We start from the raw sequence: 18339 nt of genomic DNA on the forward strand, positions 1-18339 counted from the left end.
TCTATCTAAGTGTGTAAATCAAAAGAGAGTTTCGGACATAAGTTATCTTGTCCCAAACTCTCTTCCATTAATCAGTTGATGTTGTGCCATAGTAGTTGTTTTCCAACCGTTGGTAAGCACCTGGTTCTACTGTTTCTAATGCATTAGCCATCGTTTCTAACGCCGTCGCATACTGGAACTCTTTATCAAATAGATGTTGTGCATGTGCACTTGCAACCGACATTTCTTCGTTATCACGATAGCGGTTGGCGTACTGCAACATCTGCTCAGCCAACAAGGCACTGTCGCGCAAGTCGGTACTCTTTTCATCTAACGTGGCAATATCTGCTTGAATCATGACCAGCTGCTTTGTGATATCTTCCATATTGATTTGTGTTTGGCTCAGTGCGCCACCCAGTTTTTCAACTTCGTCACTCACAACGTAGAAGTAGTCTAGATAATCCTTTGGCAATCCAGGTAAGTTCATCCCTTCCAATTGCCGTTTGATCGTATGCAACTGGTTGTCAAAACGTTGGAACCGATCCCGAGCAGCCTTTTCTTGTTGTGGTAACTCTTTTACAGAATCGTTGATTTGCCGTTGATCTTGTTCAATCTGCGTTAAGGTTTGCAACTGTTCAGACTGATGCTTTTCAATATTAGAAAAACTATCCGTATGCGCCACTATTGCATTTTCATCTGTTTGCTGTAATTCAACAACCTGATGAATTTGATCACCGAGCGACTGCGCGTTGTCTAACTCACCATGGTTCAGTAGATAACTTTGGCTCAACCGGTCTAATTCAACTTGTAACGCGTGGTTTTGACGCTGCGCATGATCAACAAATTCTTGTAATTCTGCTCGTTGCTCATCAACTTGTGGCTTTGCCTTAACTTCTTTTTCAAGTACGGCATATAAATCATCAATTTGCGTTTCAATATTATGGTTGACCGTGGTCACTTCAGCCACATCCACATTTGCCAAACTACGTGTCGAAGCTTGGATCTCAGTGCGAATTCGGTTTACCTGGCCTGGCAGGTCAATGTCACCAAAGACATAATTTTGAGCTGCTAGCTGTTGATAACCATCTGTGATATCAGTCAACTGATCGTTAAAGCCACTCTTTAAGTCTGCATACAGTGGCGGAATCACTTCAATCAAGTTTTCCAGTTCGGTTGTCCCAGTGGTTAATTGATCTAATACCTCTTGGGCAGCAACGTGATCCCCTTGGTTAGAAAGCGTTGTGAACTGATCGAACTGTTCTTCCAAGTTGGCAAGATTTTGTTCCAGTTTATCAATGCTTGGACCAAAGCTCAGGTTTTGAGAAAGGAGCACTTTCCGTAAATCTTGATATTTCTTTTCCAAGTGTTCAACAGCAGCCCGATGTTCACCGTCGACCTTTTTCAGCTCATCGATGCCCTGTTGCACATGATCGAGTTGGTCTGTCGCAGTGGTCAACATCGCTTCAGCCTGCTTTTGCTCCCGACGTGTCTTGACAAAGTTAATCCCCCGGACATCATGCAAGACTTTGTCCAATAACTTGTTTAAAGTAGGCAATTGCTTTTCGTCCACATCACGAAACATTTTAGCGAGTTCGTTAAACGCCGCCAAAGACTGACCTGTTAAACTCATGTTGCGACCAGCAGCAACCTGCTGATCAACACCGAGTTTAGTTAAGTCAGTCGCACGCTCTTGAATTGAACGCACGCGCCGAGTGGTCACTTGCTGAAAAATAAACACTGACCCATATAGAATGATTGCTAAAACGATAATTCCAATTAACACTTGAACCATTATGTACGTCCATCCCCGTTTGCAAGTATGTCTAACACTTGCTTTTTTGAAAAAACTATTTAAACTTTATTTCATTAATAACGACTGCATTACCAATTATTACCCAAACTAACACAGAAACACGTCACTAACTACTGAAAAGTATAGCATAGCGGCATTTTCGCTTTAGATTACGTTTCGATGACTTTACTAATATTTTATATTCGCATTTGTTTTTTCATACAGGAGGGTTCTATGACAACATCAGCACTGTCCCTATTAAACCAACAATTGGATGCATTATTAACAGATGAGCGCGACACTATCGCCAACTTAGCCAATGCCAGCGCCTTACTAAAACAAACGGTACCCGATTTAAACTGGGCCGGTTTCTACCTATATGATGACAACAAGGACGAGCTTGTCTTAGGACCCTTCCAAGGTAACGTTGCTTGTATGCATATCAAAATCGGTCGCGGCGTTTGTGGCACTGCGTACGCTGAGCAATCGACCCAACGCATCGCAAACGTTCACGCCTTTGCCGATCACATTGCCTGCGACGCTGCTAGTAACGCCGAATTAGTAATTCCCTTAACTAAGGACAATGTTCAATTCGGTGTGTTGGACTTAGACTCCCCGACGTTAAATCGATTCACTGAAGCAGATCAAAAAGAACTTGAAACCTTTGCAGGCGTTCTCATGTCTCACCTTGACATCACGCGTTAAACCACGTTATACTGTTCCAGTTGTAAAATTTGCAGCAGTAGGTGGTAAGCTCGTCAACAGATTGGTGCTGAGGCTACTAGTTAGTTGATCAGTTCAAGTAGTACCCGGGGCTGCTCCGGTGAACCTTGCAAAGCAATCTGCACGAATACCGAACCTACACTTCGCATCTTTTACTCCAAAAAAATATTTGGAGGACATTTAATATGTCACGTTATACAGGGCCTTCTTGGAAGATCTCACGTCGTCTTGGCGTTTCTCTTTCAGGTACAGGTAAAGAATTAGCTCGTCGTCCATACGCACCTGGTGATCATGGCCAAGGTCGTCGTGGTAAAGTTTCAGAATACGGTACGCAATTGCGCGAAAAGCAAAAGCTCCGTTTCACATACGGTATGAGCGAACGTCAATTTGCTAACCTTTTCTTAAAGGCTGGTAAGATCCGTAAGGGTACTCATGGTACTAACTTCTTAGTATTATTGGAACGTCGCTTAGACAACATCGTTTACCGCTTAGGTTTGGCTACTACTCGTCGTCAAGCTCGTCAGTTGGTTAACCATGGTCACATCACTGTTGATGGCAAGCGTGTTGACATCCCTTCATACGAAGTTAAAGTCGGCCAAGAAATTGCCGTTCGTGACAAGTCCAAGAAGATGGTTGTTATCACAGCTGCCGTTGAAGCAGTTGTTGGTCGCCCATCATACGTTGAATTTGACGCAGAAAACTTAAAGGGTTCCCTTGTTCGTTTACCAGAACGTGAAGATCTGGATGCTGACATCGATGAATCATTAATCGTTGAATACTACAACAAGTTGTAATTTCCTTACTGCTTGTTACAAACCGTTGCCGCTGGCAGCGGTTTTTTTTATTTATACGAGCAGCCGATGTCGACACATCAGTCGCATTGTCTAGCTGTGTTATACTTACCGCTAGAGATTAATTTATAAGGAGGCTGCTTCATGGCTGACAATCAAGGCAACAGCGATCCTAATCAACGTTTAGAAAATGCCGTTTATGGTGCGCCAAAAATCAATCCAGACGAACAACGTCATTACTTAGGTACTTTCCGAGAACGGGTTACCTTCTCAATGACCGTCGCGCAATTACGTAGCGACGATTACTTAACCGCCTTTGCGACCGAACTTGATCAACAAGGTGAAGAAAAAACCACTGTCTTTTTGAACGGCAATTTAGGACAAGAAACACTAAGTCCTTATATTCGTGTAGCAACCATGCACGCGGCTTCGTTCACCATTAAAAACGACCCCACTTTCAAAACCGACGATCAGGATCTGGCCTTGGTTGTCGCTGCTAAAACAGCCGTCGATGTCGATCACATTAACGTTGCCCAAAAGTATCCAACCACAAAAGCGAACAGTGAACCGACAGTGCAGCCTAAACAAGGCTTTTGGAAATCACTGTTTGGCAAGCATTAATCATTTATGTAATCAATTTTGCGGAGCCTCGTGCTTAGTGTTTACCGACGCTGATGTCATGTGACTGCGCTTTTTAATTTTAACGAAGGAGATATTCGTCCATGCAACCATTAGCTTATCGCATGCGACCTCAACGAATTGAAGACATTGTTGGTCAACAACATCTCGTTGGCCAAGGTCAGATCATTAATCGCATGGTAAAGGCCAAGATGTTGTCATCCATGATTTTATACGGCCCACCTGGCACTGGAAAAACCAGTATCGCTAGCGCCATTGCCGGGTCCACCAAGTATGCATTTCGAATGCTGAATGCCGCCACCGATGGTAAAAAAGATCTTCAAATCGTCGCGGAAGAAGCAAAAATGAGTGGCACTGTTGTTTTACTACTAGATGAAATTCACCGGCTAGATAAGACAAAACAAGACTTCTTACTCCCCCTGTTGGAGAGTGGCGCCATCATTCTCATTGGCGCGACCACCGAAAATCCTTACATCAACATCAATCCGGCCATTCGTAGCCGGACACAAATTTTCGAAGTCCATCCCCTCACGCCAGATGATATCGACACAGCACTCACCCGGGCACTCACAGATAAGAAAAACGGCCTTGGTGACCAACAAGTGACGTTAGCTGACAGTGCACGCCACCATTTAACCACAGCGACCAATGGTGATTTGCGTAGCGCACTTAACGCACTTGAACTAGCAGTACGATCAACAGATCCGGATAACAAAGGTGTCGTACAGATATCCTTGGGTGTCATCGAAGCCTGCTTACAGCGAAAAGCCGTTTCAGCCGATAAAGATGGCGATGCCCATTATGACGTGATTTCAGCATTGCAAAAGTCTGTCCGCGGTTCTGATGTCAATGCTGCCTTACACTACATGAGTCGCTTAATTGCAGCTGGTGACCTGCCAATCATTTGTCGACGCTTGCTGGTGATCGCCTATGAAGATATCGGTATGGCTAATTTGCAAGCGGCAGAACACACAGTTGCTGCGGTCACTGCCGCCCAGCAACTTGGATTGCCTGAAGCGCGCATTCCGTTGGCAGATGCTGTCATTGAGCTGTGCTTATCGCCAAAATCAAATTCTGGGATGAGCGCCGTTGATGCGGCCCTAGCAGATGTTAACGCCGGTCATTCTGGCGACGTACCACTGCATCTAAAGGATGCCCACTATAAAGGTGCTGCTTCGCTTGGCCGCGGTGTTGAATACAAATACCCACACGATTTTCCCAATGACTGGGTCAAACAGCAATACCTTCCTAACGGCTTAGTAAATGCAGTCTATTATCAACCCAAGCAAAATGGCCGCTTCGAAACAGCACTTGGTGAACAATACACGAAATTGATGGCCGCTAACGGACATGCGTTAACGCCTGAAAACGATTCCAAAAAGTCTTAAATTTGGTGCCATTCTGATTGCGCTACAGTATTTTTCATGCTATGCTTTTTATGAAATCTAAGGTGTACGCAAGGCTCAACTTACAGTGTTGCCTTACAGTCTTACTACTTTGGGCATGACTCTAGTATCGTTGATGATAAGCCTTTTCTCTTGGTAATCAAACGCCTTAACAGACAAGCCCACCTGCGTTGTCGCGGGTCAACTCTGAAGAGCCGATTGTCGGCACCACTAGTTTTCATCAAAGTGCATACTTTGGAGCGTCATTCTCCTAGAGAATGGCGCTTTTCTTTTAATTTAAAATTTGCAGTTATTGCAGGAGGCCCCTATGGCAATTACAATCTTAATGATTATCTTCGCACTCATTTTATTTACATTAGCTGGCTACCTATGGTTTCATCGACAAACCGGTTTTAGTCTTTTTACACCGCAGCGTTATCCTAATATCACGGGTGTAATTACCTTTTGGGCCATCGAATTAACTGTTGTCGGTGTGTTAGCCCTACTCGGTACCGTGAACATTGTGATCATGGTTATTGCACTTGCAGTAGGTAGCCTATCAGGCATGGGACTGGGCCTTACCTTGGTCACATTGATGAACGCGCCACGCAACTGAACAAAGCCGCGTAATGTGTCGACTTCCCTTATTAAAAAGCACACTTTTTCAGAACAATGCGTAAAAATAGAGCGCTTTCACTTTAGTTTTGTTTCTAACTACAGTAGAATGTGGTTAGAAACATAAAGGGGAGTGAAACTCATGGCACAACAATATAAACACATTCTGGTCCCAATTGACGGTTCACATGAGGCTGAATTAGCATTCAAGAAAGCGGTCGCAGTTACCCAGCGTAACGGTGCAGATGCTGAGCTACATTTACTTCACGTGGTTGACACCCGCGCCTTCCAAAACATTTCTAGTTTTGACACCACCATGGTGGAACAGGTAACGGAGACTGCCAAAAAGACACTTGATAAGTACGCTGCCGAAGCAAAAGAAGCCGGCGTAAAGTGTGAATATTCCATTGAGTATGGTGCTCCAAAGTCCATCATCGCCCAAGATGTTCCCAAGGAACAAGGCACTGATTTAATCATGATTGGTGCAACTGGACTTAACGCCGTTGAACGCTTACTGATTGGCTCTGTTACTGAATACGTTACACGTGCTGCAATCTGTGATGTGCTCGTCGTACGGACTGATTTAGAAAACAAACCAGTGACGCCTGCTGATGGCAGCAAAGAAAGCAAATAAATAAGTATTTTATCAAAACAGGTCCAAGACAAAATTACCTTTGTCTTGGACCTGTTTTTGCTATCGATAGACTTCTGTATCGAGCCATTTTAACACTATTTGCTCAGACTTCACTCAGTGGTAGTGGCGGAATATTATTATCCGTCGCATCCTGATAGACCCGATGAAGCACGCGATTATTACTAGAAATAGTTGCTAACGCATAGGCAACATACAGATTTCTCTGAGCTGACTGCTTATCTTTCAAGGCTAGTTGACTCATAGCCTTAACCTCAAACAACTCTTCTAATAAATAGAAGCTACTGTTGGCCATGCTTAATTTGATCCCATTATCGACTAATTTCAAAGCCCTAGTCGCGCGTTGTCGCTTTTGGAAGAAACTGGCAGCATTTAATAACACGCGCAGTTGATTTTGAATTGCTTCCAAACCATCCGCTTCAAACTGTGCTAAATCGGTCACCGCCTGTTCAACAAGCAAATCGGCCTTATCAAAGGCCTGTTTTTCCATATACGCCAATCCGAGTCCCAGACGCCCCATCACCATGTACATATCCTGTTTTTGACCACCAAATTGGTTCAACAACATGCCAAAGTTGAAAATAGCTTCATCCGTATTGCGATGATTGACTAGCTGAATTTCTCCTCGAAAGTAATAATAGGCTTTCAGTTCATCTCTTTCCTTCAAACTATTAAATTTAATTGTGTCTAGTCGAGCTTCAGCGGTGCGATAATGCCGGTCGCGGATTGCTTTGCCAATCTCACCAAACAGCCGTCCTAAACGATAGTTATTTTCAACGATAACCTCATTGATTGAAATACCCAAACGGGCACATAATTTCATTAAAATCGGCATACTCGGAATCTTATTGCGTTTCTCAATTAAGCTAATCGTTGCCTGTGTACAAATGTCCTTTGACAACGCTGCCTGCGACAATCCCCGTGCCTTACGATAAGCACGCATTCGGGTTCCTAATATTCTCATTCTCTCTGCCTCGTTGTTCATAACTGGGCGCAGTTTTAGTGTGCAGGTTGTAAAACATGTTCGTAAGCACGTCTCTTCGCGGTTCCATCAATATAAATAAATCCACAGAAATCAAATCCGATTCTCGTTAGCAAGTGTTGCATCGGTACATTACCTGCATGCGTGTCTACGCGCACGGCGTCAACACCATCTTGACTAAGTTTAGCAAAGAGCCGTTCAAATAGCCGTTGCCCTAAGTGCTCGCCACGAAAATCATTGGCAACAGCCACTCGGTGAATAGCTGCGTAATCGTGACTTTGCAACCAGGCACCCTCCTCAATCAAACGATAATTCGGATCAATTCCACGAACCGCGGCCGCAACGGCTACCACCTGTCCATGTAAGGTCAGTACATATAATTGCTGCGCCGTAATATCTGCCAACATATCTGTCTGTGCTGGATAACCATCTTGCCACTGATCAAATCCCTGGCGGGCAATAAATTGTTGTGCGGCATGAATAATCACCATAACCTGATCCAAGTCCGCGGCTGTGGCCAGTCGCAACGTTACGTCTTCCATCACAAACACCCTTCTACTTACAAATTTTGCAATCCCAATAAATAATTCTACTTGTGACGACTTTCAATTCACTTTGTCCCCCACATAAAGATCAACCGATCGACAAACGTCTGTACCAGCAGGCATCAGCGACCATTAAGAAAATGATTTTTACGTATGCTATTTTCGCATGTTTTCTAGGAGGCGTCTAGTGGTATGGACCAATGCTACTTACTACTTGTTAGCATCACAAGTCACTTCATGCCCGTCGATAAAGCCCGTTGCAGCAAGCAAGTTACGTGTTACACCAGGACCGACCCAGATCATCGACCAATCCATAAATTTTTGGCGAGTTTGTCCAGTAAACGTACAGACTGCTTCTGCACTCATTTTAGGATCCTCATCAGTTTGATAATCTGCCTGTAACAGCAATAATTGTGCCAATGGTGCTAAACCTTCGTGACGCGTTTCTTGCCAGCATTGTGCGTTATGAACAATTGCATCCAGTTTCCGTGGGTTGGCAATGACACCATTTTTATTTAAGTACATCTGCTTTTCTCTTTGTGTAAAACCAGCCAACGTATCGACATCAAACTGTGCTAACGCATTGCTTAACGCATCACGTCGCTGTAAAATCAACGACCAGCTAAGTCCAGTTTGAAAAATCTGTAAGCATAGTTGCTTAAATAAAAGATCATCATCCACCACTGGTCGGCCCCACTCCTCATCGTGATAGTGCATCAGTAGCGCACTTTTATTTGCCCAAGCACATCGTTGTGTCATTCTCAGTTCCTGCCTTTTTTATATTACATACGCAATAAGGCGGAATTTACTTGTGGGTTGTCGTATATAAGTCGTGAGCAAGACCTAGAACTGCCGTACGGGTTGGGCTTCAACCTGGTAGGTAGTTCATCCTCTGCACAACGACTTGACTTTTGGACTACGTTTTCGCCATTTAAGTTCATAACTAAAAAAATCCTGCGACAAAAGTAATTCTGTCGTAGGATTTTTATCTCTTTATTCGTTGTACTTCTTTTCACCAACACGTTCCGTGCCAAGCTTCGTAAAGGAGTAGCTAATCTCTTGATTCCGTTTATATTCAGCCAAACCATACGCGATAATTTCGTCAATCAGAGAGGCATAATCAATCCCTGAAACACCCCATAGCTGTGGATATAAACTGATATTTGTAAAGCCTGGTAGTGTATTCGGTTCACTTAAGTAAGGCACACCGTCTTCTGAAACCAAGAAGTCAATCCGCGCCAAGCCCTTCAAGCCCAAAGCAACATATGCATCTAGGCCCATTTTTGTAATCTCTTTGGCCAACGTATCAGGCAACACAACTGGTAATTCGAAAACGACACCACTCGCATCAACGAACTTATTGTTGTAGTCATAGAACGTGTCAGACTCAGGTACACGAACCGCACCTAGTTTAGATGCTCGTGGCTGTTCATTACCCAAAATTGAAATTTCAATTTCTTGTGGATGATCAATGGATTCTTCTGCCAGCACTTTAAAGTCATATTGCAAGGCGTCGGCTAAACCAGCGTCGAATTCTTCGGCATTACGCACCTTATGAATCCCAACAGAAGACCCTTGGTTGGCAGGCTTCAAGAACATCACGCGACCAACTTTGGCAGCAACTGTTTCATAGTCCATAGCGCTCTTGTTTTCAGGAGTAATGACCACGTATTCCGTGTTACGGACACGCGCTTGTGTCAAAATCCGCTTTGTAATGTCTTTATCAAAAGCCATTGCAGAGCCCAAAACATTACTACCAATGAAAGGCTTCTTTAACAGTTTGAATAAGCCCTGAATCGTACCATCCTCGCCTAAGTTCCCGTGAATGACAGGGTAAAACAAATCAATGTCTTTTACTTCAGACAAGGCCATTAAAGGCGCTAACGGATTATGCTGATCAATATGTGGCAATGCCTCTGCCACCACTTGATCTTCATCTTCGCCGTCAAAAATTCGATGTGATGCATCGTTGCCTAACAACACACCATCTTTGGTGAACATAAACAAGCTGACGTCATACTTATCTTTATCCATTGCATCATAAATGTTATGTGCAGACCGTTTGGAAACATCATGTTCTGAAGAGTTTCCGCCAAACAATAGGGCAATGTGTAGTTTCTTATTATCCATGAAATTAATCATCCTATTCTTATTTTTTCCGTTCGCTTTATCGAACCCTAAGTATAACAGACAACTAAGGGTGCCAGCAAAAAAGCCGGCACCCCTAATCAATTTTTTAATTTTTACACAGGAAGTAAATCAGGCCATGAAATCACTTTCGGCTAATAAAACCGTTGTGACTTCAGACGGCAAATCATCACGTAACAGTAATGATGACAATAACCGTGAGCGATTGAACAACTTCGTCCATTCCCCCTCTGTTTGTGGTTGGTTCATTTGCCGCAGCTGAACGCGCCACTGACGCCATGTCTGCAAAAAGGCCTGGGCATAAAGATCATTCGTGTTGATGAGCGTTGCTAAGTACGCGGCCAACCTACGATCTTCACCAAAGATAAGTGGGGAACTTAAGTGTTGGTATTTAACCAACAATTCGTCCATTAAAAAGATTTTATCAGCGCGTGCCAACGTTTTGCTGTCTGCTAGTTCATCCAGCAAATTACCAATGTGGGTATAAGCATGCGCCCATCCCTTTTCACCTACGAATCCGCGCGTGTCATTTTCAAGCGCCATGTATGTCATCAACTGGACGACGAGCCGTTCTGACATTTCCGCTGACATAAACTGATAGCCAACACGGTCTGCATAGGCTAAAACGGAAAGAATCATCACAGCAAACGACCGGCCAAAAACACCATCATTTTCTGGTTCAGTAATGTGGCTAAACAGAACTTTATCCTGTAACAGTGCATTCATTGCCAAACGCATCTGATCATCGGTCAATACCTGTTGCTGTAAGGCATCATTAAAAAAGTAATACACACCGTAATCACGAATGTCACTGCTGGGGGATCCTAAATGATTAATCAATTTTAAAAGTTGCTTATCTGTAATCATGTCGAGCGTCGCAGCCTGCATTTGCTCCCGTAACGAGGTCAACAGTTCCACGATACCGTCGTCATCATCCGGTAGTGTAACTGGTTGTGCATCATTTTGTGGTAACGCTTCTAATAACGCCGTCAGTTTAGGTGCCAAGGACTGATAGACACTGCCTGCTTGAACCTGTTTACGAAGATCTTGCAACTGTTCTCGTACATCATCAATTTGCTTTAATTCATCCGCCATAATCGTTAATCCTTTCTTACTTGCATTCATCTTACCGACGTTCTTCTACAAAGGCAACTGATGGTGTTTGACGGGCAAATACAAAATTCACCCGCTTGTGGCACTTTTAGCGTAAACTAGTCGTAGCATTTAGAGAAAGTGAGGTTCACCCATGCAACCTATTATCGGTATTGGAACTAACCACTTAATTCGTCCAAGTGATCATTTCGATGATAATTATGTGGATTACACTCAGAAAAATTATGTCGCTGCAGTAACTGCAGCTGGTGCGCTACCAGTATTACTGCCTATTGGCGACCCAACACTGGCAGATACGTATATCGGCCACGTTGATGCTTTATTACTCACTGGTGGGCAGGATGTAAGTCCACGCCTTTACGGTGAAGATCCACTGCCGCAAAACGGTCTCAATGACTGGCAACGTGATCAATTTGAATCTGCCTTGATCAAGGGAGCTGTCGCTGCCCACAAACCAATTCTTGGCATATGCCGTGGCTTGCAAATCATTAACGCCACACTCGGTGGTACCAACTTTCAAGACCTTGCGACTCAAGTCAACACGCCTATTGGTCACAATCAATACCCAACCGCTTGGGGAACTCCTACCCAAAAAATCATGACAACACCTGACAGTTTGCTCAATGAAATTTGGGGTGACACGGGCTTTGTCAATACCTTCCACCATCAAGCTGTAGCGACGCCAGCCCCTGGTTTAACCGTCACCGCAACTGCCAGCGATGGCGTTGTTGAGGCCATGGAAGATTCCCGTCGGAAAATTATTGCTGTTCAATTTCACCCAGAAATGATGGCAGAAACGAACCCCAAGGCAGCAAAATTATTCGCCGCTTTTATTGCACGTATTTAGCTGAATGAAACTGTGCTTCTTGAAGCAATCGACAAAAATGCCGTTGAGTTGGCCCTAACAGGTCATCTCAACGGCATTTTTAATCTATTCAAAAATCTATTTCGTTGTTAATGTCAGCATCCAAGCTTGATCCCAATCACCGTTCAATACGTCCAAATCATCCTTTAGCGCTGGATTGATTTCTTTAACAATCCCACTAACTGGACTTGGCATATCAGAAACGGCCTTCTCGGCTTCCATACTGGCAAATGTTTCACCAGCCTGCACCTGATCGCCAACCTTTGGTAAGTCAAGGTACGTAATGTTGCCCAGTTCATCTTGGGCATCTTTGGTAAGTCCCAAACGGGTTACATCACCATCTTGCTTTGTCCAAAAATACTTTTCTGCATCATTCATATGACTCATCCTCTTATTGTTTATTTAAACCGTCCTGAATTACTAAACATATAACTTGTGTAATGATAACGCATCGACATGATCAGCCCGACTCCAATTAGGTTACCAATCAAAGCTGAGCCCCCCTGACTAACAAACGGCAGTGGAATCCCCGTCAGTGGCAGTAACCCAATGTTCATTCCGATATTTTCAAAAACATGGAATAAGATCATCATGATCACACCAGTTGCGATGTAAGCGTAAAATTCATTTTGCGTATCAAACGTTACCCGCACCATTTGCCAAATTAGGTAGAAATACAACATGACTAGCAGCAAGCCGCCGACAAACCCGAAGTTTTCACCAATAACGGAGAAAATCATATCTGATTCGCGCACTGGTACGTACACGTGGGAAACGTTGAAACCAGTTCCAAAAATCCCACCGGAGCCAATCGCTTTCATGCTTTGCCATAACTGATACCCCTGATTTGAAGTATCAGCCGCCGGGTGCAGCCAGGTATCGACACGCGCAAACTGATACGCCTGAAAACCAACGTGACTCAGCAAAACGCGGCCCCAACTCGTTACAACCAGTGTTAACGCCGTGCCACCAACAACGGCGACAATCCCAAAGGCCGGCGCAATGATTCGCCACGTAACCCCCGAAACTAGAATCATACCCGCTAAAATGGCGGCGAAAACCAGGTTGGTCCCAAAATCGTTTTGCAATTTCATCAACACAAAAATTGGTAACGTCCAGGCAATCATTTTTCCAATGAGCCACCAATCGGTTTTCATCGTGTGCGTTGGATACTGGTTATTATGCATCGAGATTACGCGCGCCATCATTAAAATGTAGGCCGGTTTCATCACTTCAGACGGTTGAAATGTCAACGGCCCAATCGCAAACCAGCTACGGGCCCCAGTTTGAACATAGTATGCCCGACTGTAAAACACTAACACCGCGACCAGTAAGAAGATCCCGACACCATACGCTAAAGGTGCCAACCGCCACAATTGTTCTGAATCAAACTGCATCAAAATGACAATGGCCACTGTCCCAATCGCGTACCACACAACTTGGGTGATTACCTGTCTGACAACACTGACGGTTTTAGCGTCATGCGCAGCAGCTACATAAATAGACGCAATGCCAATCAAAGCTAACATTAATACACAAAAAATAATGCCCCAGTCGATACGAACGTCAATGTCCTTTTCACCACGACTGGCTGAAGTTCGTTGTTGCACGTGTAACCTCCCTGCAGAGCGCCAAGCCAAGCCTCATAGACCATTAAAACTACGTAACGACTAATTAGCCGTGCAAATTATAATCAGCTAAAACAGCCTGTAAAGCAGCTTCTTGGCTCTTGGCAATAAACTTCTGACCATCATTTAGTGTGGCCAAGTACTTTTTATCTGCTTCTTGTTCTTCAATTTGTCCGATAACCTGCTTATTTACTGTGATTTGAGCAACAGTTTTGTCACCCACAGTCACATCATCAATGGTTACGGGAATCGTCTTATCTTTTTTTGCCATTTCGCTTATGTTCTCCATGAAAGTATGCCGCCACAATCGGATCCATATCATCAGGATCTGGATTGCGACGCACAGTAAAGTAATTTGGAACTGGATCATAGCCGCCGCGAATGAATGGGTTGCACCGTAAAATTCGCGCAAAGCCCATGATAAAGCCCAAGAATGCGCCATGTTTCGTCACTGCCGTCAGCATGTAATTTGAACACGTTGGATAGTACCGACAGCTCGGTGGAAACAGTGGTGAAATAAAGCGTTGGTACCCACGCACTAGCTTGGTCAATAACCACTTCATCCCCAACACCTCATTTACCCGTTTGACTTACTCATCCGTTCCAATAATTGACCAGCACCTTTGGCAACATTATCCAATGGTTGTTCAGAAATCATGACTGGCACTTGTAGTTCGCGGGAAACAAGCTGATCAATACCATGAAGTAATGAGCCACCACCGGTCAAAATGATACCGCGGTCAATAATATCAGCTGCTAATTCAGGCTGAATTCGTTCCAAAACCCCGTGAGCAGCGTCGATAATCTGCTGTAAAGTATCATGCAAGGCTGCTTCAACTTCATTCGCATTGATTTCAACAGAGTGTGGCATCCCATCAGATGAATCCCGACCACGAACTTCCATCGTTTCTGGATGATCAACTTGAATCGCTGTCCCAATCTTAATCTTGATGTTTTCAGCTGAATGTTCACCGATAGTCAATCCATGTTCACGCTTAACATAAGCTGCGATATCCGCATTCATGCGGTCTCCAGCCATGCGTAAAGAGGTACTGGCAACAATATCGCCAAGCGACAAAACGGCAATATCAGAGGTTCCCCCACCAATATCAATAACCATATTCCCAGTAGCCTGATAGACATCTAGGCCAGCGCCGATTGCGGCAACTTTTGGTTCGTATTCCAAGTAAACCTTCGCACCACCTGATTTTTCAGCAGCTTGAATGATTGCTTTACGTTCAATTTCAGTAATATTAGTTGGGGCACAGATCATGATATTTGGACGTGACATAAAGCCCTTCACGTTAAGCTTATCAATAAAGTATGACAGCATTTCTTCCGTAACATCAAAGTCTGAAATGACCCCGTCTTTCAATGGGCGAATCGCCCGGATGTTACTTGGTGTCCGACCTACCATCCGGTAAGCTTCGGACCCCACGGCTAAAACACGATCAGTCTTGGTATCTACGGCGACGACGGACGGTTCGTCCAACACGATGCCCTTACCAACAACATAGATCAACACGTTGGCCGTGCCTAAATCGATTCCAATATCTTTGGCCATGTGGAACTCCTTTCAAAAACGACAATTTCAATGCACAATTATACCAAAAGATAGGCTGTGAGTACACTGCCTATTATCCTTATTAAATCGGCATTCTGCTTGCTACACATGGGATTGTGAAACATTCAAAATTGCCAAATTATTTGATACGATTAGATAGCATTATAAACTTATGTGCACGATTTTGTGTACAGTATCGGCAGGCATAACGGAAAATACATAGTTTTAAGAAAATAAAAATTATTCATAAAATGCAAAAAAGGCGCTCACTCCAATTACGGAATGAGCGCCTTTAGTATCAGTAAAACTAGTTATTCAATTTTTATTTCATTTTCCCATTTTCATCAAACGTGTATTGCTTACCGTCAATCGTCTGCGTGCCGGTTTGCATCGCACCATTGGCACCCATGTGATACCAGACCGGACGTGAGACCCAGCCGGTTGCCATCGAGCCATCGCTGTTCAACAAGTACCACTGATTCTGATACTGCAGCCAGCCAGTAACCATATGACCGTCGGTTGGGTCAAGATAGTACCACTTGCCATCAACGGCTTGCCAATTACTCAACAAATGACCTTGATCATCAAACAGATACCACTTATCACTAACTTGGTACCAGCCGGTTGCCATGACTCCATGACTGTCCAAGAAATACCAGTTGCCGTTGATCAACTGCCACCACGACTGCATGGCACCGTTAGACGGGTCGCAATAGTACCAACCGCCGTCAAGATTCAACCAACCGGCCTGTAACTGTCCCTGGTCATTCAGGTAGTACCAGTGATCATTAACGAGTTGCCAGCCTGTCAACATCTGACCCTGATGACCATCGATGTTGCTGTCCAATAAATACCAGGCACCGTTGACCATCTGCCAACCAATCTGCATCCAGCCATTACCATCAAAGTAGAACCATTGACCGTCAATCTGTGACCAACCCGTAGGATAGGAACCGTCAGCGTTTTGATACCACCAGCCTTGTGATCCATCAACCCACTTACCTGCTGTCTGTGTCTGACCAGAAGTAAGTAGGCCGCTAAAGTCATACGAAGCGTCAACTGGCATGCCATCGAAGTTATCCGTATATTGCCACGCTTCGGCATCATCAACGCCGGGTTGCGATGTGCCATAAGAAGCGGGCCAGATGTGCTTAGCAGTCAGCTGGCTCTTCACTAAACGGCCTTCTTTAAACCACGAAGCGGGACCATACGTCCAGTTGATGTCAGCTCCATAACCAGCGTCGATCATCTGTTGCGTGAACAGATTAACCGCAATCATTGGATTCCAAACCAGTGACGGATCTTCAACGTCATTCAAGATATTGATAGGATCACCACTAATTCCCATAGATTTGATGTTGGCAATCAACCACTGTGCTTCATTTGGTTGGCCGGTAAAGTAATGGTAGACGTGCACTTGTAGACCAGCTGCTTGAGCATTGTTATATTGGTTAACGAACTTAGGATTAACGTACCAGCTGCCTTGCGTCAATTTGATGATTACGGCTTTAGAACCTTTGGCGGCCAGTGCTTGAAAGAACGCTAAATCGTCGCGTTGAAAAACAGCTACATCATTGAACAGATTGGCCATTAGTTGTCGCCCCACTTTCAGGTGCATTCGAAGTTAATGGACTAGCTGTCGATGATGGTGCAGTCGCTCCCATTGTCGGATTCAGACCAGTTGGCGCACTAGTCGCAACACTATCAGCGCTTTGAGCAGCTGACAATTGTGCAGCTGCAGAAGCTGATTGCCGTTCGTAGGCTGACTGGGCATTGGCAAGTGCCGGCGCATTTGTTTGTGCAAAGCCTTGAAATGACCGTTCAACCGTGTCAGCAATTCTTTGTGTATCAACGTTGATACCCTTAGCCAGTAATGCAGAGTTAACTCGCTTAACAGCTTCGGCTTTCTTGTCAGCACCAGTAGCAGCCAGATTGACTGATAGGCCACGTACAGCGGTGTCTGCTAGAGTAATCAACAACTCCTCAACTTGTTTGGCCTTAGAAGCATTTTGCGTCGCAATCCACTGATGGACTGCTGGTGACAGCAAGCCAAAATAAAACCATGAAAAAAGCCCAGTGACTACACCGAGCGTCAATAAATCATTCCAAAAATTACTGTTCATTATTATTTCTCTCCTTTAGGTATGCAATGCCAACAGAGGCGTCACCACCAATGCGTTTGACCTCGTCGACCATTTCACGAATGACGGCAGTAGCCTTGACCAAGTTTTCATTTGATTGTTTCGTTTGAGCAGTCGCATCACTAAGTCTTTCAGTTGCTTCAGTCAGTTTTGCATTTATGGCAAGGTTCTGTTCAATCGCCTTACTTAATTGTTCTGCCATGTCTGGGTATGATTCGATGTTGGCCACTTTAACGTTGCTCTTGTTCACTAGCCATTGAGCACCAATCGTTGCAATTGCGGTTACAACAGCAGTAATCAGCGCAATAGTAATTTCATTCACGCTTATCACCGCCGTTTACCAATTTAATTTCATTTTCTAACATCTTGCCATGAAACGTTGGCTTGATGTAATTCACAAATATTCTGATGCAGACAATGACGCTGATACCAGTCATCCAACCTAACATACCCGTGTGAAGGTCATGCCAAACGAAGGCCACAGCAAACAGTGTCCACACAAATTGAAGACTACCGACCATAATTTGGCGAGCGTAGAATCTGTGCAAATCCCAGATACCGACAATCAGTGCGAAAATTCCAATTGCCGTTAGAATCATCGGTACCCACGGATCATCTAGGTGGCCGAACATGCTGTCAATCCACAGATGATCATGTGCTGCAAAAGAGTTTTGAAAGTATTCTAGGTACCAGGCCATCCACAGGGTTTCGGCGCCTTGTTCAATCCAAAAATGATTCTTGAAAAATCTGACTGGCATAGCCTCACCCCTTTCACTC

22 protein-coding genes are annotated in these 18339 nt (G+C 44.3%); 7 read left to right on the forward strand and 15 right to left on the reverse strand.

All coding sequences use genetic code 11. The features are described 5' to 3' along the window. Positions 1–67: 67 nt before the first annotated feature. Positions 68–1771 carry a septation ring formation regulator EzrA gene (gene ezrA, locus IV55_RS06900; protein WP_057810680.1) on the reverse strand — a complete coding sequence of 568 codons (1704 nt, stop codon included), beginning with the start codon at positions 1769–1771 and terminating at the stop codon, positions 68–70. Between the two features lie 234 nt (positions 1772–2005). Between ezrA and IV55_RS06905 the strand changes: the two genes are divergently transcribed. The 6 genes from IV55_RS06905 to IV55_RS06930 all read left to right on the forward strand — a co-directional run bounded on the left by IV55_RS06905 (position 2006) and on the right by IV55_RS06930 (position 6558). Continuing rightward, complete coding sequence (locus IV55_RS06905) at positions 2006–2476, forward strand: GAF domain-containing protein (RefSeq protein ID WP_057810681.1); 471 nt, start codon at positions 2006–2008, stop codon at positions 2474–2476. A gap of 203 nt (positions 2477–2679) precedes the next feature. Beyond that, positions 2680–3288, forward strand: coding sequence for a 30S ribosomal protein S4 (gene rpsD / locus IV55_RS06910; RefSeq protein ID WP_057810683.1), 609 nt, complete (start codon positions 2680–2682; stop codon positions 3286–3288). A gap of 141 nt (positions 3289–3429) precedes the next feature. After that, on the forward strand, positions 3430–3906 hold the full coding sequence (locus IV55_RS06915; protein WP_057810685.1) for a YueI family protein: 477 nt from the start codon (positions 3430–3432) through the stop codon (positions 3904–3906). 101 nt (positions 3907–4007) lie between these two features. Further along, positions 4008–5312: a replication-associated recombination protein A gene (locus tag IV55_RS06920; protein WP_057810687.1), complete on the forward strand. Its 1305-nt coding sequence runs from the start codon at positions 4008–4010 to the stop codon at positions 5310–5312. A gap of 325 nt (positions 5313–5637) precedes the next feature. Continuing rightward, on the forward strand, positions 5638–5925 hold the full coding sequence (locus IV55_RS06925) for a hypothetical protein (RefSeq protein ID WP_057810689.1): 288 nt from the start codon (positions 5638–5640) through the stop codon (positions 5923–5925). 141 nt (positions 5926–6066) lie between these two features. Further along, positions 6067–6558: a universal stress protein gene (locus IV55_RS06930; protein ID WP_057810692.1), complete on the forward strand. Its 492-nt coding sequence runs from the start codon at positions 6067–6069 to the stop codon at positions 6556–6558. A 103-nt stretch (positions 6559–6661) separates the two neighbouring features. On the opposite strand, the gene IV55_RS06935 is transcribed toward IV55_RS06930, so the two are convergent. The 5 genes from IV55_RS06935 to IV55_RS06955 form a co-directional block, all read right to left on the reverse strand. Beyond that, positions 6662–7540 (reverse strand): helix-turn-helix domain-containing protein, encoded by an 879-nt coding sequence (locus IV55_RS06935; RefSeq protein ID WP_162260738.1) that lies wholly within the window; start codon positions 7538–7540, stop codon positions 6662–6664. Between the two features lie 35 nt (positions 7541–7575). Further along, positions 7576–8100: a GNAT family N-acetyltransferase gene (locus tag IV55_RS06940; RefSeq protein ID WP_057810695.1), complete on the reverse strand. Its 525-nt coding sequence runs from the start codon at positions 8098–8100 to the stop codon at positions 7576–7578. 213 nt (positions 8101–8313) lie between these two features. Continuing rightward, positions 8314–8862, reverse strand: coding sequence for a DNA-3-methyladenine glycosylase I (locus IV55_RS06945; RefSeq protein ID WP_057810696.1), 549 nt, complete (start codon positions 8860–8862; stop codon positions 8314–8316). Positions 8863–9096: 234 nt separating this feature from the next. Further along, positions 9097–10233 carry a D-alanine--D-alanine ligase family protein gene (locus tag IV55_RS06950; RefSeq protein ID WP_057810699.1) on the reverse strand — a complete coding sequence of 379 codons (1137 nt, stop codon included), beginning with the start codon at positions 10231–10233 and terminating at the stop codon, positions 9097–9099. Between the two features lie 129 nt (positions 10234–10362). Next, positions 10363–11376: a DUF2785 domain-containing protein gene (locus IV55_RS06955; protein ID WP_057810701.1), complete on the reverse strand. Its 1014-nt coding sequence runs from the start codon at positions 11374–11376 to the stop codon at positions 10363–10365. A 121-nt stretch (positions 11377–11497) separates the two neighbouring features. Between IV55_RS06955 and IV55_RS06960 the strand changes: the two genes are divergently transcribed. Next, the gene (locus tag IV55_RS06960; protein WP_057810703.1) at positions 11498–12211 is read left to right on the forward strand and encodes a gamma-glutamyl-gamma-aminobutyrate hydrolase family protein; all 714 of its coding nucleotides are present in this window, start codon (positions 11498–11500) and stop codon (positions 12209–12211) included. A 96-nt stretch (positions 12212–12307) separates the two neighbouring features. Here the strand turns inward: IV55_RS06960 and IV55_RS06965 are convergent, their stop codons facing one another. The 9 genes from IV55_RS06965 to IV55_RS07005 all read right to left on the reverse strand — a co-directional run bounded on the left by IV55_RS06965 (position 12308) and on the right by IV55_RS07005 (position 18320). Continuing rightward, positions 12308–12607 (reverse strand): glycine cleavage system H family protein, encoded by a 300-nt coding sequence (locus IV55_RS06965; RefSeq protein WP_057810705.1) that lies wholly within the window; start codon positions 12605–12607, stop codon positions 12308–12310. Positions 12608–12627: 20 nt separating this feature from the next. Further along, on the reverse strand, positions 12628–13839 hold the full coding sequence (locus IV55_RS06970; RefSeq protein ID WP_057810707.1) for an FtsW/RodA/SpoVE family cell cycle protein: 1212 nt from the start codon (positions 13837–13839) through the stop codon (positions 12628–12630). Positions 13840–13903: 64 nt separating this feature from the next. Continuing rightward, complete coding sequence (locus IV55_RS06975; protein WP_057810709.1) at positions 13904–14128, reverse strand: DUF2969 domain-containing protein; 225 nt, start codon at positions 14126–14128, stop codon at positions 13904–13906. Further along, complete coding sequence (gene yidD / locus IV55_RS06980) at positions 14112–14420, reverse strand: membrane protein insertion efficiency factor YidD (RefSeq protein ID WP_057810711.1); 309 nt, start codon at positions 14418–14420, stop codon at positions 14112–14114. Before yidD ends, IV55_RS06975 begins: the two co-directional genes overlap by 17 nt. Positions 14421–14434: 14 nt before the next feature. Beyond that, complete coding sequence (gene mreB / locus IV55_RS06985) at positions 14435–15421, reverse strand: rod shape-determining protein (RefSeq protein ID WP_057810713.1); 987 nt, start codon at positions 15419–15421, stop codon at positions 14435–14437. A gap of 322 nt (positions 15422–15743) precedes the next feature. Then, positions 15744–17012, reverse strand: a complete 1269-nt coding sequence (locus IV55_RS06990; RefSeq protein ID WP_057810715.1) for a GH25 family lysozyme — start codon at positions 17010–17012, stop codon at positions 15744–15746. Then, positions 16993–17544, reverse strand: coding sequence for a phage holin, LLH family (locus IV55_RS06995; RefSeq protein WP_057810717.1), 552 nt, complete (start codon positions 17542–17544; stop codon positions 16993–16995). Before IV55_RS06995 ends, IV55_RS06990 begins: the two co-directional genes overlap by 20 nt. After that, positions 17534–17884, reverse strand: a complete 351-nt coding sequence (locus tag IV55_RS07000) for a hypothetical protein (RefSeq protein WP_057810719.1) — start codon at positions 17882–17884, stop codon at positions 17534–17536. The genes IV55_RS06995 and IV55_RS07000 overlap by 11 nt, the downstream gene beginning before the upstream one ends. Further along, the gene (locus IV55_RS07005) at positions 17877–18320 is read right to left on the reverse strand and encodes a hypothetical protein (protein WP_057810721.1); all 444 of its coding nucleotides are present in this window, start codon (positions 18318–18320) and stop codon (positions 17877–17879) included. Before IV55_RS07005 ends, IV55_RS07000 begins: the two co-directional genes overlap by 8 nt. Positions 18321–18339: the final 19 nt, after the last annotated feature.

It is taken from the genome of Furfurilactobacillus siliginis (assembly GCF_001437435.1).
In the GTDB taxonomy this organism is placed as follows: Bacteria; Bacillota; Bacilli; order Lactobacillales; family Lactobacillaceae; genus Furfurilactobacillus; species Furfurilactobacillus siliginis.